Source organism: Thiobacillus thioparus DSM 505 (assembly GCF_000373385.1).
GTDB lineage: Bacteria > Pseudomonadota > Gammaproteobacteria > Burkholderiales > Thiobacillaceae > Thiobacillus > Thiobacillus thioparus.
Window position 1 is genome coordinate 345,051 of sequence record NZ_KB891316.1, and the last position, 15,001, is coordinate 360,051.

The window sequence follows — 15,001 nt, forward strand, 5'->3', positions numbered from 1 at the left end:
CTCAATCCAGTCCGAGCGATTTCAGCATCCGCACGTCGTCGGCCCAGCCGCCCTTGACCTTGACCCAGACCTCCAGATACACCTTGCTGTCGAAGGCACGCTCCATATCGAGGCGTGCCTGGGTGGAGATGGTTTTGAGCTTTTCGCCGCCCTTGCCGATGACGATGGCCTTGTGGCTGTCGCGGTCGACCAGGATGGTGGCGAAGATGCGGCGCAAGTTGCCTTCCTCCTCGAACTTGTCGATGGTCACGGCGACCCCATAGGGAATTTCCTCGCCGCACAGGCGGAACACTTTCTCGCGGATCAATTCCGCCGCCAGCTGGCGCTCGGTCTGGTCGGTGACATCGTCCTCGTCGAACAGCGGCGGATTCTCCGGCAGATGGGATTGCAGCGTCTTCAGCAGTTCGTCCAGATTGCTGCCCTGCTTGGCCGACACCGGCACGATCTCGGTGAACGCGTGCGCGGCGGCCGCTTCCTGCAGAGATGCCATCAGCTCGGCTCGGTCCTTGACATGATCGATCTTGTTCACCACCAGGATCAGCGGGCGATCCTTGGGCAGCAGGTCCATCACCTGGCGATCCTCTTTCTTCAGCCGTCCCGCCTCCACCAGCATCATCACCACGTCGGTATCCGACAGCGTTTCGCGCACCCGCTTGTTCATCGCACGATTCATGGTGCCGGCATGGCGGGTCTGGAACCCCGGGGTGTCGACGAACACGAATTGCGCTTCATCGGTGGTGTGGATGCCCATTACGCGGTGGCGCGTGGTCTGCGCCTTGCGTGAGGTGATGCTGATCTTCTGACCGACGATACGGTTGAGCAACGTCGATTTGCCGACGTTGGGACGCCCGACAATGGCGATGAGGCCGCATTTGAATTCACTCATGTCGCATGCCTTTTCATTTCTGTAATGCGGTGCACGCCTGGCGGGCGGCTTCTTGTTCAGCCGCGCGGCGGCTTTTGCCGATGCCGCGTGTGCTGAGCACGGGCTTGGCCAGCACGCACTCGACGATAAAACTCTGGTCATGCGCTTCGCCCTGGGTACCGATCAGGCGGTAGTCCGGCAGCGGAAGCCGTCGTGACTGAAGTATTTCCTGTAGCTCGGTCTTGGGGTCCTTGCCCGAGGCCCGAGGATCGATTCTTGCCACCAGCGGATCGAACAATCCACGCACCACGCGTTGCGCAGCCTCGAATCCGGCATCGAGGAAAATGGCGCCAAACAGCGATTCCAGCGCGTCGGCAAGGATCGAAGGACGACGAAAGCCGCCGCTCTTGAGTTCGCCTTCGCCCAGGCGCAGGCTTTCGCCCAGTTTCAGGGTGGCGGCAATGTCTGCCAGCGTTTCCTGCCGCACCAGGTTGGCGCGCAGGCGTGACAGGCTGCCTTCCGGCAACTCGGGAAACGCATCGTACAAGGCCCGGGCGACCGTGCAGTTCAATACCGAATCGCCGAGGAATTCGAGCCGCTCATTGTTGAGCGCACCGTAGCTGCGGTGCGTCAGCGCCTGGGTCAGAAGATCGGAGCGGACAAAGGTATAACCCAGCACCTGTTGCAGGCGCTGGTTCAGCAAGGCGTTATTCAACCTCGACCGGGGCCGCGTTTGGGTCGGAACTGGCACTGAAATCGACCACCAGACTGACATTGCCGACAAGCTTGGTACGGAAGGTGTAGTCGGTGGAAATGACCGGAACGGCTCCGTGACGATCGATGGCGATGTCTTCGGGCTTGACCACGGTCACATACCCGACATTGGCGCGCCGTGCGAAGTCACTACGGATATCGGCATTGCTCTTGGATTTGAGGTCGGATTCCTGCCCCATCGTGGCGAGGATCTTCTTCACCGAGAAATACTCGATATAGGCCGGCACCAGTTTCATCGCCAGCATGGCTACCATAACCAGCACGACGGCGACGAACAGGAAGCCGAACATGGTCAGTCCGCGTTGTTTGGATTTCATGGCGCGCGTGCGATACATGTTCTCTCCTTATCGAATGGTGGTGCCGATGCGGCCGAATTCGTCGAAATTCATCCAGATGAAGAAGGCCTTGCCGACGATGTTCCTGTCCGGGACAAATCCCCAGTAGCGGCTGTCGTTGCTGGCATCGCGATTGTCGCCCATCATGAAATACTGCCCCTGCGGCACCTTGCAGACGAAGCCTTCGCCCTCGGCATTGTATGAGCAGTTCTCGCGGTAGGGGAAGTCCACCACCTGGGTCGGATAGACCGAAGGCTTGTCCGGCTCCGTCATCATGGTGTGGTCGGCGCCGTTGAGACGCTCCTTGTACACCATCGCGGTAATGTAATTCAGGCCATTGCCCACATAGTTGTAGGTGCCGGTATTGGTAGCGGGAACGGGCTTGCCGTTGATGGTGAGCTTCTTGTTGCGATACTCGACCACGTCGCCCGGCACGCCGATCACGCGCTTGATGTAGTCGAGGCTGGGGTCGCCCGGATAGCGGAACACCATGACGTCGCCGTGTTTGGGATCGTTCAGTTCGACGATTTTCTTGTTGATGACCGGCAGGCGGATGCCGTAGGTGAATTTGTTGACCAGGATGAAGTCGCCGACCAGCAGCGTGGGCATCATCGAGCCGGACGGAATCTTGAACGGTTCGACCAGGAACGAGCGCAACGCGAACACGACGAGGATGACGGGGAAGAAGCTCTTGGCGTATTCCACCAGCAGCGGTTCCTTGGCATCCCGGTCGCGGCCGCGTTTGAGCAGCAGCAGGTCGAGCAGCCAGATGCCGCCGGTGACGACGAGCGCAACGAAAAGAATGAGGGCAAAGTTCATGTTGAGGAGTCCACTGCTTATTTATCGGAGACCTGGAGGATCGCAAGGAAGGCTTCCTGCGGGATTTCGACGTTGCCGACCTGTTTCATGCGGCGCTTGCCGGCCTTCTGCTTTTCCAGCAGTTTCTTCTTGCGCGTGATGTCGCCGCCATAGCATTTGGCCAGCACGTTCTTGCGCAGCGCCTTGACGTTCTCGCGCGCGATGATGTTGGCGCCGATCGCCGCCTGCACCGCCACGTCGAACATCTGGCGCGGAATCAGCTCGCGCATCTTGGAAGCGAGTTCGCGACCGCGATAGACGCTGCTGGCGCGGTGCACGATCAAGGACAACGCATCGACCTTCTCGTTGTTGACGAGGATGTCGAGCTTGACCAGATCGCCCGCACGATATTCCTTGAATTCGTAGTCGAGCGAGGCATAGCCGCGGCTGGTGGATTTCAGCTTGTCGAAGAAATCCATTACCACTTCGTTCATCGGCAGGTCGTAGCGCAGCATCACCTGGCGGCCGTGGTACTGCATGTCGAGCTGCATGCCGCGTTTCTGGTTGCACAGGGTGATCACGTTGCCGACGAACTCTTCCGGCACGAAGATCGTCGCGGTGATGATGGGCTCGCGGATTTCCTCGATCTTCGACAGCTCAGGCAGCTTGAACGGGTTCTCGACGTTGATCAGGGTGCCGTCCTTCATCAGCACTTCGTACACCACCGTCGGCGCGGTGGTGATGAGGTCCATGTCGTACTCGCGTTCGAGCCGCTCCTGCACGATGTCCATGTGCAGCAGGCCAAGAAAACCGCAGCGGAAGCCGAATCCAAGCGCCTGCGACACCTCGGGCTCGAACTGCAGCGCGGCATCGTTCAGCTGCAGCTTGGTCAGTGCGTCGCGCAGCGCCTCGAAGTCGTGGGATTCGACCGGATATAGGCCGGCGAACACCTGAGACTGCACCTTCTTGAAGCCCGGCAGCGGTTCACGGGCGGGACGGTCGAGCAGGGTGATGGTGTCGCCCACTTGGGCGGACTTGAGTTCCTTGATGCCGGCGATCACGAAACCGACTTCGCCCGCCGAAAGCTGGGGCCTGTCGACCGACTTGGGCGTGAACACGCCGACGTGCTCTGTCAGATGTTGCGCACCGCTCGCCATGAAGCGGATCTTGTCCTTGGGTTTCAACACGCCGTCGACCACGCGCACCAGCATCACTACGCCGACGTAGTTGTCGAACCACGAATCGATGATCAGCGCCTTCAGCGGCGCGGATTCGTCACCGCGCGGCGGCGGCACCTGCTTCACCACCACTTCGAGGATTTCGGGAATGCCGATGCCGGTCTTGGCCGAGGCGCGCACCGCATCGCTCGCATCCAGCCCGACGATATCCTCGATCTCTTCTGCCACCCGGTCGGGATCGGCCGCCGGCAGGTCGATCTTGTTCAGCACCGGAATGACCTCGACGCCGAGATCGATCGCGGTGTAGCAATTGGCTACCGTCTGCGCTTCCACGCCCTGCGAAGCGTCGACCACCAGCAGCGCCCCCTCGCAGGCGGACAGCGAGCGGCTGACTTCGTAGGAGAAGTCGACGTGGCCGGGAGTGTCGATCAGGTTCAGGCGATAGGTCTGGCCGTCCTGCGCCTTGTAGGTGAGCGCGGCAGTCTGCGCCTTGATGGTGATGCCGCGCTCCTTTTCCAGATCCATCGAATCGAGCACCTGCGCCTCCATCTCGCGCTCGGACAGCCCGCCGCAAAACTGGATCAGACGGTCGGCCAGCGTGGACTTGCCGTGGTCGATGTGGGCGATGATGGAAAAATTGCGGATCAGATTCTGGGACACAACAAAACGGGCACGCTTCCGTGCCCGATCAGGGATTCGATAAGACCCCGGATTTTAACGGATTTCAAGGATTGAAGCGCAGCCATTCCTGAAACGCGGGCAGATTGAGTTGGTGGCGGCAAATCTCGGTGTCGCCGTCAAACAACAGCGGAACCTCCCAGCCGTATTCTGCCTTGAGTGCCGGATCGGCATCCACATCCACGGGGGCCAGGACGTGCCCCGTTTCTGCGAGAAGGGCATGAACCTCGGTCGCCAGTTCCTCGCAGAGCGGGCAACCTTTCCGCGTATAGAGCGTGAGCGCCTTACCCACCCGAAATCTTCAAGGGGATGTAGAGCGAATCGTCGCCGCGCCGCACCAGGATCGCCGCACTTTTGCCGGCTGGGATCGTGGCAATGGCCTTGCGATAAACCGCCACGCTGGTGATCTTGGTGTTGTTGACCGCCAGAATGACGTCTCCCGTCCGAATGCCGGCACGTGCCGCATCGCCCGTTGCATCCGCAACCAGCACGCCATAGTCGAGGTCGAGCGCCCGCCGCTGATCCGCACCCAGTTCGGTCAGGACGAGCCCGCCGCGCAAAATAGCCTTGCCGTCATTGCTGGCCTGCTGGCTTTCAATGGGCAATTCGCCCAGTACCACGTTCAATTGCTGGACTTTACCCTTGCGCCAGACTTGCAGCGGGATCTTGGTGCCCGGCTTGGCCATGCCGACGATGCGCGGCAGGTCGCTGGAATTCTCCACGGTCTTGCCATTGAACTCCAGGATGACATCGGCCGCCTGGAGCCCCGCTTTCTGCGCCGGACTGTCTTCCTGAACCTGCGACACCAGCGCCCCACGCGGACGATCCAGGCCGAAGGAGTCGGCCAGATCGGCGGTCACTTCCTGGATCACCACGCCCAGCCAGCCGCGCGACACCTTGCCGCCGCTTTTCAGCTGAGCCGCCGCTTCCATCGCCACATCGATCGGGATCGCGAACGATACGCCCTGATAGCCGCCGCTGCGGCTGTAAATCTGCGAATTGATGCCGACCACTTCCCCCTTCATATTGAACAGGGGCCCGCCTGAATTACCGGGATTGATCGGTACGTCGGTCTGGATGAACGGGACGTAGGTCTCCGACGGCAGCGAGCGCCCCTTGGCGGAAACGATGCCTGCGGTGACCGAGTTCTCGAAACCGAAGGGCGAACCGATGGCTGCAACCGCCTCGCCCACCCGCAGTTTGGTGGGGTCGCCCAGTTTGACGACAGGCAGATTGTTGGCAGTGATCTTGATGACAGCCACATCGGTACGCGCGTCCGCCCCTACCACCTTGGCCGTGAAGGTTCGTTTGTCAATGAGCTTGACCACCACTTCATCCGCGCCTTTGACCACATGTGCATTGGTCAGGATGTAGCCATCGTTGCTGACGATGAAACCCGAGCCTTCGCCGCGCGCCGGAATCTCCTGCATGGGGCCGGGGCCTTGTCCGCCTCCCTGCCCTCCGGGCATACCCGGCATGCCCGGGAAGAAGCGGCGGAAGAATTCCTGCATGCCTTCGTCATCAAACTCTTGGCCACGCTTCACCATCTTGGTGGTGCTGATATTGACCACGGCCGGTCCCTCTTTCTCGACCAGATCGGCCACATCCATCACGTCCTTCGCCAATGCAGGTACCGACACGGCAAACACCAGCGCGATTGCCGCCAAAGCATTTTTTATCATGACTGTCCTTTCATTACTTGAAACGGAATTCGGTTTTCGCGTCTGAGCACCACCGGACGGGCCGTCCGGCCGCCACGCGCCAGTAGCCAGCCCACCGCCCCTCCGATCAGCATGCCGGCAAGCGCCGCGCCGTCACCGGGCTGGACGGCCTGCGCCAGCAGCGCACCCCCCAGCATCAGCCCCAATGGCAGGCCATAGGCGCGCATTGCGCTCTTGAGTACGCTGCCATGAGCAATCCCGATCACCACGCGATCTCCGGGTGCCAGGGCCAGATCGCAATCGACCAGGAAATTCCGGGGCTTGCGCTGGAACAGCTCGGCGATGCGTCGCGACGAACACCCTTGTCCGCCGCAGGTACCGCACCCCGACGGCTCGACGGCCTGCACCCAGACGCCATCGGATGCGGTGTGGATGACTTCAGCTGTTTGCTCCAGCATGACCGGCCTTACTTCCGGGTTGCCGAATTGCCGGTTTCGATGAGTGCCATGTTCGGCACTTCACCCAGCGTCGTCACGATGTAGCCATCCACCTCGCGGGCATAGATACCGATCGCGCCTTCAGCCGACAGGCCATGCAGGCTTTGCACCTGCGGATTCGCCGGCTCGACAAACATCGATAACACGCTCAATCCGTCCGAAAAAACCAGATGTGTGACCGGCGCCCGTTTGCCGGGCAGCACACGTACCGCTTCCTGTACCTGTTCGTATCCGGGTGGCGGGGTCACGTTCCAGTCGTTCATGACAGGTTTGCCCGGCTGTATTTTCTGGACGATCTTTCCTGCCATGTCATTGCGGATGTCCGGAGCCTTGCCGATCTGGATTTCCGAGAACACGAGGATCGAGATCACGTTGCCGCTATCGTTGACGATGCGCGCCTTGAGCGGCAAGCCTGTCCGGGTGTCCAGCCAGAAGTTGTAGGTATATCGGTATCCGTCGCGCGGCGCCAGCGTCACCACCTGGCAGGTGCGCCCTGCTACGCGCTCGATTCCGCCCAGCTTCGCCTCGTAGAAATCGAGCAGGCTTGCCGGTTGCGCAGGCAGCAAGGCCGGGAAGAAACGGCGCAGTGCATTGCGCTCCAGCCGAACGTGCTTGCCATCCGGCAAATGGCAGTACACATCGTTATTGATGCGCATGAACTGGCGCGAGGTGCCATCCATGACTTCGACTTTTTCCTGTTCGCCGTTCGTATCGGCACGGTGCTGCACACGCAATACCTCGACGTGCTCGCCATGGTGATAGACATAGATACCGCTGTAATTCTGCTGTTTGGCCGCTGCGGCCGCCCGATTGAGCCAATCGGCCGCAGCATCGGCACGCGCCCCGCCGGACAGCAAAACCAGTCCTGCGAACCCTGCAACCAGCCAACCCTGCCGCCATCCAGCCAGCGACCGCATCAGCGCGGCTCCACCGCTACGGCCACCGCCGGCTGGTAAGGGGAAACCACCGTCATCGGGGCGAATTCCTGATGCGCCACCAGATAAGGCGCAAACCGGGCGTCTTCGCTTGACGGTTCCGACGACAGCGAGGCTTGCTGAAATCCGGGGGCTGTTGCCATGGGTAGCGTGGCCGGCTCTTCCGACATCATCCGGGTGAGTGAAATCGCGCCCCACACCGCGAGCGAAGCAAACGAGGCCACGGCAACCCGTTGCGGCCACACGCTTCGGCGCGGCGCAAGCACGGTCGGCTCGGCAGACAATTGCGCCGAGAAACGTGCCATGAAGTCCTCCTGTGCCGGGGCTTCACCTCGCATCAGATCGCCGATCAGATGATAATCTGACCAACTTTGCCGCAACTCGCCGTCGCGCTTCAGGGCCGTGAGGCAGGCCTCCGTTTCGGCACGCTCCGTCTCGCCATCAAGCGCGGCTGAAAGCAACAGACGCCAGTCGTCGTCGGCCTGTTCACTCTGGGGATGGGTTTTAAGAAGTGCTGACATGGTTACCACCTTTTGTCCTGACTGGTGCCCAGCATCGGGCGTATCTTTTCGGCTATGGCCTCGCGCGCGCGGAATATCCGCGAGCGAACGGTACCGATCGGGCAATCCATCATCTGCGCGATTTCCTCGTAGCTCATGCCCTCGATCTCGCGCAGTGTGATGGCTGTCCTCAATTCCTCGGGCAACGCATCGACTGCCTCATTGACCGCTTTGGCGATCTGTTTGGTCTGGAGTTCCGCTTCCGGCGTCGCAATATCGCGCAACAGGTCGCCGTCCTCGTAATTCTCCGCATCTTCCGCCTGTACATCGCTCGATACCGGCATGCGCTTGTGCGCGACCAGGTAATTCTTGGCGGTATTCACGGCAATGCGGTACAGCCAGGTGTAAAAGGCACTCTCGCCCCGGAATCCAGGCAGCGCGCGATAGGCCTTGATAAAAGCTTCCTGCGTAATATCTTCCACCTCCGCAGCATCCCGCACCATGCGCGACAACAGCCGCCCGAGCTTGCGGTGATACTTGCTCACCAATAGCTCGAAAGCGCGCTTGTCGCCCTGCTGGGCGCGTTCGACCAACACCTGATCCAGTTCGCGGTCCGACATATCTCCCTGCTGCTTTTTGTTTGTGTTGAAAGTATACGTGACCGCACCTTCCGGAACGTGTGAGCGGTTCCAGGCAAAAAAGTTCATCCCGAGCAGGGTTATTCGGACACGGCCCAAGCCTGCTATCATCCCCCGACCACCATGCACAGACACGACGTCCTCATCCTCGGCAGCGGCCTCGCCGCGCTGACCACCGCGCTCAAGCTTGCCGACCAGCGCCGCGTCGCCATTGTCACCAAGCGCCAGATGACCGACGGCGCCAGCGACTGGGCGCAGGGCGGGATCGCCGCCGCGGTCGACAGCGGCGACTCGGTCGAGGCGCACGTCCACGACACCCTGGTCGCCGGGGCCGGGCTGTGCGACGAGGCGGTCACCCGGCTGGTAGCCAGCCGGGCGCGCGAGATGATTGCCTGGCTGACTGCCAACGGCGTCGCCTTCACCCCCGACCCGCAAACGCCGGGCGGCCTGCACCTCACCCGTGAGGGTGGACATTCCAAACGCCGGGTCGTGCACGCGGCGGACGCCACGGGACACGCGGTACAGACCAGCCTGCTCGACCGGGTGCGTGCCCATCCCAACATCGACACCTTCGAGCAGCACGTCGCCATCGACCTCATCACCGGCAAGCGCGCCGGCGGTCAGGAACGGCAGATCCATGGCGCCTATGCGCTGAACAAGGGCACCGGCGAGGTCGAAACCTTCGCCGCCGGGCACACCGTACTCGCCACCGGTGGCGCCGGCAAGGTCTACCTCTATACAACCAACCCCGATACCTCGACCGGCGACGGGATCGCCATGGCCTGGCGCGCCGGCTGCCGCGTGGCCAATCTGGAGTTCGTGCAGTTCCACCCGACCTGTTTGTACCACCCGCACGCCAAATCCTTTCTCATTTCCGAGGCAGTGCGTGGCGAAGGCGGCCGCCTGCTGCTGCCCGATGGCAGCCGCTTCATGCAGCTTCATGACGAGCGCGCCGAACTCGCGCCACGCGACGTGGTCGCCCGCGCAATCGACTTCGAGATGAAAAAACGGGGCGTCGACTGCGTCTACCTCGACATCAGCCACAAGCCGGCCGACTTCGTGCGCGAGCATTTTCCGACGATCTACGGCCGCTGCCTGGAACTTGGCATCGACATCACGCGCCAGCCGATCCCGGTGGTGCCGGCCGCACACTACACCTGCGGCGGCGTCATCACCGACATGCATGCGCGCACCGACCTGTGCAACCTGCATGCTGTCGGCGAGGTCACCTTCACCGGGCTGCACGGCGCCAATCGCCTGGCGTCCAATTCGCTGCTGGAGTGCCTGGTATTCGGCCATGCCGCCGCCGCCGACATCCTGGCTACGCCGCCCGCCCCTTCGCTCAGCCTGCCGCCCTGGGACGCATCGCGCGTCACCGACCCCGACGAGGAGGTCGTGATCTCGCACAACTGGGACGAACTGCGGCGCTTCATGTGGGACTACGTGGGCATCGTGCGTACCAACAAGCGGCTGGCGCGCGCGTCGCACCGGATTCGCCTGCTGCGCGCCGAAATCGACGAGTTTTACCGGAACTTCCGGGTTTCCAACGACCTGATCGAACTGCGCAATCTGGTGCAGAGCGCAGACCTCATCATCCGCTCGGCCCAGTTGCGACAGGAAAGCCGCGGCCTGCATTTCAGCCGCGACTATCCGGAAATCCTGCCGATCGCCGGCAATACCGTCCTCAACCCGCGTCCGGGAACCCTGTGCCCGAGCGTGTGCGGCGTGCCCAGCGAAGCGACATCCTGAGGCGGCGCAAGCTGTCAGCGTCCGCGCTGTCGGACAACAGCGTCAGGGCATGCACGCGACGGTCGGCGGTACGGTAGCGCAACACGATCAACCCGCTCGAAACAAAACTGTCGTCCAGCACCTTGACGTCGCCCCACTCGGCCCGACCATCCAGGCATTGCAGACGGCCGTCTGCCGCAATACGCAGACTCGTCATCGGTGAGGCTCGCTTCCAACCCCATACGCCCAGGCCAGTCACGGCACTCCCCAGCACAAACGCAACGCCTGCGGGGATGTCCGTCAGAAGCAGGGCAAGCCCTGCCAGCGTGGCCATGCCCAGCAGTAACAGCCCCAGTCGGCGCGAGGGTTTGAGTTCAATCTCGTGCATCAGCGTGTACACTTTTGGCCTTCATGACATCCCTCTTTGACTGGAACGCATCGTGATCGATTCCTGGAAAAACTTTCTGCAATCCCAAGGCGCGCTAATCGCAGACAGCACGGTTCTGCATTATGGCGACCCGGCGGCAGAACGCGCCGCTGCCGCTGGCGGCACCATTGTCGCGGATTTGTCGCAACTCGGCGTCATCGCTTTCCGCGGCGACGAAGCCGCCAGTTTCCTGCAAAGCCAACTCACCAACGACGTTCGCGGCCTGCAGGCCGACGCCGCCCAGTGGAACGGCTATTGCAGCCCCAAAGGACGCCTGCTCGGAAATTTTCTGGTATGGCGGCAGGGTGAGGATTACTGCCTGCAACTATCGGGCGACATCTTGCCCAGCGTGTTGAAGCGGCTGTCCATGTTCATCATGCGCGCCAAGGTACAAGGACGGGACGCCAGCGATGAAAACGTCCGATTGGTCGTCGCCGGCAAGCGGGCGGCGGCAATGGTGAGTACCACGATGGGCGTCCTCCCGAATACCACCATGCATACCGCCACCGGAGAGACCGGCCAGGTCATCCGCGTCGGCGACGACAAATTCGTCCTGTCGATCCCCCCCGAACGCGCCGCCACGGTCTGGCAGGGATTGCGCGAAGCGGCCACCCCGGTCGGCGCTCCGGTATGGGACTGGCTACGGCTCAACGCCGGCATTCCGATGATCGTTGCCGCCACTCAGGAGCAGTTCGTCCCGCAAATGGTCAATTTCGAGGTCATCGGCGGCGTCAGCTTCCAGAAAGGCTGCTACCCCGGCCAGGAAATCGTCGCCCGCAGCCAGTATCTGGGCAAACTCAAGCGCCGTATGTTCCTTGCGCACGTGGATGCCGAAGCCGCACCTGGCGACAATCTGTACAGCGCCGATATCGAGGGTCAGGCCACCGGCACGGTAGTCAATGCAGCACCGGCACCGGCTGGCGGCTTCGATGTGCTGGCCGTGGCCCAGGTCGAAAGCGCAGCTACCCAAACCCTGCACCTCAAAGCGGGCGACGGTGCCGCCCTGACTCTGAAACCCTTGCCCTACGCGCTACCCGAATAGGTGAAGCACGCCTATGTCTACTACCGAATCGATCCTGTACAGGCCGGCTTGGCCGCGCGCCGGATCGATGCGCTGCTGGACGCGCTGGCCCGGTATTGCAGCCAGCGGCCTCGTCGGTTGAGACGCTGCGACGATCCTACGACGTGGATGGAGATCTACGAAGACATTGCGGATTTTGCGGCGTTTTCCGCCGCGCTGGACAGGGCCGTGCTTGACCTGGACTGTGCCGGGACCACTGTGGGCGAACGCCACCTGGAGTGTTTCTCGGCGTTCGATCCAGCCTCATAGACCTCATGAAAAAGCCGGGCAAGCCCGGCTTTTTCACAATAGACGAAACACAAACGCCTACCTCTTCACCATCACCTTTTCCACCCAGCCTTCGCCATCCTGGCCTTGGACGGAAATAAATCCGCCCTGGTCATGGCCGGTATAGATGACCTCTTCACCTCGCGCGAGAGTCGCGACCACTTTGGAGGTTTTCTTGGGCTGGGCGTAGACCTTCAGTCCGGCAATTTTTCCGGTTACCGTGTCGCCTTCCTCGAACACGATGCCAGCCTTGGTCGGCTGGCCGGATTTGCCCTTGAGATTGATCTCCTGGCGGGCCATCTCCGGATTGTTGCGGATGGAGCGCACGATGTTGTTCCAGTTGTCCAGGTAGCTGGCCGCGATGACCTTTCCTTCCGGCGTATTGGTGTAGGCGCCGAGCCCACCGGCCGCGCCGCCGCCGACCAGCAGCCCGCCCACGCTCCAGTCCGTTTTCTCGGCATTGCCGGTGGCCGAAGCGAGCTGCAGCGAAGAACGCGAATCCGAGAGGATCATGGTGGTTTGCGCCGACTTGAACTTGAGGCCGGCCGCGACCAGGCCCGCCACGGCGCCCAACACGCCAAGGCCGCCCAGTGCGCCACCCACGCCGCCCGAATCCTTGCTGGAGAATACTGCATCGGGGGTCAGCACGTAGTCGGCCGTGACCATCTGGCCTTTACCCATGTTGGAACCCTTGCGCAGTTCGCCGGACTCGGCCAGTTGACGCTCCTGCATCAGGTTCTGCATGGCGCGACCCCGCTCCACCAGAACAAAGCAGTTGGATTGCTGCACCATCATGCGAATCAGGCCGGTCGGCGATTGCAGGCCGTATTGGAGCAGATGGGAAATCACGGCATCCTGCGGCTCGACCACGGCCAGCGTGCCGTAGGGCTTGTCGCATTTTTCAAGTTCCTTGGCTTCCCCTTGTGCCCCGTCCGGCCCCGCAGAGCCGGACGGTTGACCGGCCTCTTTTTTATCGCCACCCCCCAGTTTGAAGTCGAACAGGCCAGCATAGACCGGATTGATCGCCTGCGTCAGAAACAAGCCGGTAACGAATGCGCGTGCCATGGCTGTCATTGTTATCTCCCTTGATTGATTTAAAAAGATTATATCCATTTCAAGTGTCATCCAGACGCGTACAAAACGCCTTGGTTTCCATCGTTCACGTTCTATAAACAAGGCACGCACACCACAAGGAGGTCATCATGCTGGATATCAACAAAATGGTGGAACAAGAACATTCGGGCCCAACGGTCCGCGGTTATCTCATCGACCTGGAACCCTGGACGGAAGAACAGGCGATCGAGCGGGCACACCGGGATGGGCTGGAGTTGACCGACGGCCATTTGGCCATCATTCGCTATCTGCGCGACTGTTACGCCGATCATGGCGGCACCATCAATGCGCGCATGCTGGCGCATTCGTTGGAAGAGGAATTTGCAGGCCAGGGCGGACACAAGTTCCTGTACAACCTGTTTCCGCTTGGACCGATCGCCCAGGCCAGTCACTATGCCGGCCTGCCGATGCCGCCTGGCACCCGCGATCCCTCATTTGGTACGACGCACTAAGCCCTAGTCGGTTTCTTCCACTGGAACCCGCGCAGCCAGCGCGCACAGCAGTTCATAACTGCTGGTGCCTGCGGCTGCGGCTACCGTATCCACGGGTAAACCTTCGCCCCACAGCACGACCGGGCTCCCCACGCCGGCTTCGGGGCATTCGCCCAGATCGACGCACAGCATGTCCATCGACACCCGGCCCAGTGTCCGGCTGAGGCGTCCATCGACAAGAGCCGGCGTACCGGTCAGTGCATGACGCGGATACCCATCCGCATAGCCGCAGGCGACCACGCCCACCCGCATGGGACGGTCGGCACGAAACAACTGCCCATATCCCACGCCCTCGCCCGCTTGCAGGGTCTGCACGCTGATGATTTCCGACTGCAGGGTCATGGCCGGCCTCAAGCCCAATTGCTCGGCCGACACGTCGGCAAACGGCGACGCACCATAGAGCATCAGTCCCGGGCGCGCCCAGGCGCCGAGGGTCTGCGGATAACGCAACAGCGCAGCCGAATTGGCGCTGCTCCATGGCAGGCCGTAGGCCGACAGTTCGCGCAGGAAAGGGTGCAGCTGCCAGTCCACGCCGACCGTTTCATCCGCTTGGGCAAAGTGCGTCATCAGGGTAATGCCGGCCACCGCGCTCAGGCTTCTCGTCCGTGCGACGATGGCGGCATGATCGGCCAGCGGAAATCCCAGCCGGTGCATGCCGCTGTCGAATTTGAGGAAAACCTGAAGAGGCCGCGCGGGCGGTTGCTGCTGCAGCCAGTCGAGATGGGCGGGATGATGCAACACCGGCCACAGATCCAGGTCGGCGCAGGTGGCGATTTCGTCCGCGCCGAACATGCCCTCGAGCAGCAGGATGGGCTGGTCGACCCCCATCAATCTCAGGTTGGCTGCCTCTTCCAGTGTCAGCACGGCAAAGCCGTCGGCAGCCGCCAATGCGCGCCGTGCACGCGACAGCCCGTGACCGTAGGCATTGGCCTTGACCACTGCAAACACGCGCGCTGTACCGGCATGACTGCGTGCCACACGCAGGTTGTGCGCCATCGCGCCGATGGAGATTCGCGCCTGGATGGGCCGCATCGG

The 15,001-nt window shown here is 61.9% G+C and carries 18 protein-coding genes; 4 read left to right on the forward strand and 14 right to left on the reverse strand.

Annotation, left to right across the window (positions count from 1 at the left end; translation table 11 throughout):
- Position 1: 1 nt before the first annotated feature.
- The 11 genes from era to rpoE form a co-directional block, all read right to left on the reverse strand.
- Entirely contained in the window at positions 2–886 is an 885-nt protein-coding gene (gene era, locus B058_RS0101790) for a GTPase Era (RefSeq protein WP_018506753.1), read from the reverse strand.
- A gap of 13 nt (positions 887–899) precedes the next feature.
- Positions 900–1,568, reverse strand: coding sequence for a ribonuclease III (rnc, locus tag B058_RS0101795; protein ID WP_018506754.1), 669 nt, complete (start codon positions 1,566–1,568; stop codon positions 900–902).
- A gap of 4 nt (positions 1,569–1,572) precedes the next feature.
- Complete coding sequence (locus B058_RS0101800) at positions 1,573–1,974, reverse strand: DUF4845 domain-containing protein (protein ID WP_018506755.1); 402 nt, start codon at positions 1,972–1,974, stop codon at positions 1,573–1,575.
- Positions 1,975–1,983: 9 nt separating this feature from the next.
- Positions 1,984–2,793 carry a signal peptidase I gene (gene lepB / locus B058_RS0101805; protein WP_018506756.1) on the reverse strand — a complete coding sequence of 270 codons (810 nt, stop codon included), beginning with the start codon at positions 2,791–2,793 and terminating at the stop codon, positions 1,984–1,986.
- 17 nt (positions 2,794–2,810) lie between these two features.
- Positions 2,811–4,610, reverse strand: a complete 1,800-nt coding sequence (gene lepA / locus B058_RS0101810) for a translation elongation factor 4 (RefSeq protein WP_018506757.1) — start codon at positions 4,608–4,610, stop codon at positions 2,811–2,813.
- 64 nt (positions 4,611–4,674) lie between these two features.
- Complete coding sequence (locus tag B058_RS0101815; RefSeq protein ID WP_018506758.1) at positions 4,675–4,920, reverse strand: glutaredoxin family protein; 246 nt, start codon at positions 4,918–4,920, stop codon at positions 4,675–4,677.
- Positions 4,913–6,310 (reverse strand): DegQ family serine endoprotease, encoded by a 1,398-nt coding sequence (locus tag B058_RS0101820; RefSeq protein WP_018506759.1) that lies wholly within the window; start codon positions 6,308–6,310, stop codon positions 4,913–4,915. The genes B058_RS0101815 and B058_RS0101820 overlap by 8 nt, the downstream gene beginning before the upstream one ends.
- Positions 6,307–6,747, reverse strand: coding sequence for a SoxR reducing system RseC family protein (locus tag B058_RS0101825; RefSeq protein ID WP_018506760.1), 441 nt, complete (start codon positions 6,745–6,747; stop codon positions 6,307–6,309). Before B058_RS0101825 ends, B058_RS0101820 begins: the two co-directional genes overlap by 4 nt.
- Positions 6,748–6,755: 8 nt before the next feature.
- Positions 6,756–7,703 carry a MucB/RseB C-terminal domain-containing protein gene (locus tag B058_RS0101830; RefSeq protein ID WP_018506761.1) on the reverse strand — a complete coding sequence of 316 codons (948 nt, stop codon included), beginning with the start codon at positions 7,701–7,703 and terminating at the stop codon, positions 6,756–6,758.
- A complete protein-coding gene (locus tag B058_RS0101835; protein ID WP_018506762.1) occupies positions 7,703–8,242 on the reverse strand; it encodes a sigma-E factor negative regulatory protein in 540 nt (179 codons plus the stop codon). Before B058_RS0101835 ends, B058_RS0101830 begins: the two co-directional genes overlap by 1 nt.
- A 2-nt stretch (positions 8,243–8,244) precedes the next feature.
- Positions 8,245–8,841 (reverse strand): RNA polymerase sigma factor RpoE, encoded by a 597-nt coding sequence (gene rpoE / locus B058_RS0101840; RefSeq protein WP_026240554.1) that lies wholly within the window; start codon positions 8,839–8,841, stop codon positions 8,245–8,247.
- 141 nt (positions 8,842–8,982) lie between these two features.
- Between rpoE and nadB the strand changes: the two genes are divergently transcribed.
- Entirely contained in the window at positions 8,983–10,608 is a 1,626-nt protein-coding gene (gene nadB / locus B058_RS0101845; protein WP_018506764.1) for an L-aspartate oxidase, read from the forward strand.
- On the opposite strand, the gene B058_RS17375 is transcribed toward nadB, so the two are convergent.
- Positions 10,544–10,975, reverse strand: a complete 432-nt coding sequence (locus B058_RS17375) for a protein YgfX (protein ID WP_169335072.1) — start codon at positions 10,973–10,975, stop codon at positions 10,544–10,546. The two genes, nadB and B058_RS17375, sit on opposite strands and share 65 nt — an antisense overlap.
- Before the next feature lie 52 nt (positions 10,976–11,027).
- Here B058_RS17375 and ygfZ point away from each other — a divergent pair, with 52 nt between their 5' ends.
- Together ygfZ and B058_RS0101855 are read left to right on the forward strand one after the other, a co-directional pair.
- Complete coding sequence (ygfZ, locus tag B058_RS0101850; RefSeq protein WP_018506765.1) at positions 11,028–12,056, forward strand: CAF17-like 4Fe-4S cluster assembly/insertion protein YgfZ; 1,029 nt, start codon at positions 11,028–11,030, stop codon at positions 12,054–12,056.
- Positions 12,057–12,344 carry a DUF4936 family protein gene (locus tag B058_RS0101855; RefSeq protein ID WP_018506766.1) on the forward strand — a complete coding sequence of 96 codons (288 nt, stop codon included), beginning with the start codon at positions 12,057–12,059 and terminating at the stop codon, positions 12,342–12,344. It abuts the gene before it with no gap.
- Between the two features lie 57 nt (positions 12,345–12,401).
- Here B058_RS0101855 and B058_RS16250 read toward each other — a convergent pair whose 3' ends face one another.
- Complete coding sequence (locus tag B058_RS16250; RefSeq protein ID WP_169335073.1) at positions 12,402–13,427, reverse strand: SH3 domain-containing protein; 1,026 nt, start codon at positions 13,425–13,427, stop codon at positions 12,402–12,404.
- 137 nt (positions 13,428–13,564) lie between these two features.
- On the opposite strand from B058_RS16250, the gene B058_RS0101865 reads away from it, so the two are divergent.
- Positions 13,565–13,927 carry a TusE/DsrC/DsvC family sulfur relay protein gene (locus B058_RS0101865; RefSeq protein WP_018506768.1) on the forward strand — a complete coding sequence of 121 codons (363 nt, stop codon included), beginning with the start codon at positions 13,565–13,567 and terminating at the stop codon, positions 13,925–13,927.
- 3 nt (positions 13,928–13,930) lie between these two features.
- Here the strand turns inward: B058_RS0101865 and alr are convergent, their stop codons facing one another.
- A complete protein-coding gene (gene alr / locus B058_RS0101870; RefSeq protein ID WP_018506769.1) occupies positions 13,931–14,998 on the reverse strand; it encodes an alanine racemase in 1,068 nt (355 codons plus the stop codon).
- Positions 14,999–15,001: the final 3 nt, after the last annotated feature.

What these genes read in the sequence shown, in the direction of transcription:
- era (WP_018506753.1), bottom strand. Translation starts at nt 886, where the DNA reads ATGAGTGAATTCAAATGCGGCCTCATCGCCATTGTCGGGCGTCCCAAC.
- alr (WP_018506769.1), bottom strand. Translation starts at nt 14,998, where the DNA reads ATGCGGCCCATCCAGGCGCGAATCTCCATCGGCGCGATGGCGCACAAC.
- B058_RS16250 (WP_169335073.1), bottom strand. Translation starts at nt 13,427, where the DNA reads ATGGCACGCGCATTCGTTACCGGCTTGTTTCTGACGCAGGCGATCAAT.
- B058_RS0101835 (WP_018506762.1), bottom strand. Translation starts at nt 8,242, where the DNA reads ATGTCAGCACTTCTTAAAACCCATCCCCAGAGTGAACAGGCCGACGAC.
- B058_RS0101800 (WP_018506755.1), bottom strand. Translation starts at nt 1,974, where the DNA reads ATGTATCGCACGCGCGCCATGAAATCCAAACAACGCGGACTGACCATG.
- B058_RS0101825 (WP_018506760.1), bottom strand. Translation starts at nt 6,747, where the DNA reads ATGCTGGAGCAAACAGCTGAAGTCATCCACACCGCATCCGATGGCGTC.
- B058_RS0101830 (WP_018506761.1), bottom strand. Translation starts at nt 7,703, where the DNA reads ATGCGGTCGCTGGCTGGATGGCGGCAGGGTTGGCTGGTTGCAGGGTTC.
- rpoE (WP_026240554.1), bottom strand. Translation starts at nt 8,841, where the DNA reads ATGTCGGACCGCGAACTGGATCAGGTGTTGGTCGAACGCGCCCAGCAG.
- B058_RS0101865 (WP_018506768.1), top strand. Translation starts at nt 13,565, where the DNA reads ATGCTGGATATCAACAAAATGGTGGAACAAGAACATTCGGGCCCAACG.
- lepB (WP_018506756.1), bottom strand. Translation starts at nt 2,793, where the DNA reads ATGAACTTTGCCCTCATTCTTTTCGTTGCGCTCGTCGTCACCGGCGGC.
- B058_RS17375 (WP_169335072.1), bottom strand. Translation starts at nt 10,975, where the DNA reads ATGCACGAGATTGAACTCAAACCCTCGCGCCGACTGGGGCTGTTACTG.
- nadB (WP_018506764.1), top strand. Translation starts at nt 8,983, where the DNA reads ATGCACAGACACGACGTCCTCATCCTCGGCAGCGGCCTCGCCGCGCTG.
- B058_RS0101820 (WP_018506759.1), bottom strand. Translation starts at nt 6,310, where the DNA reads ATGATAAAAAATGCTTTGGCGGCAATCGCGCTGGTGTTTGCCGTGTCG.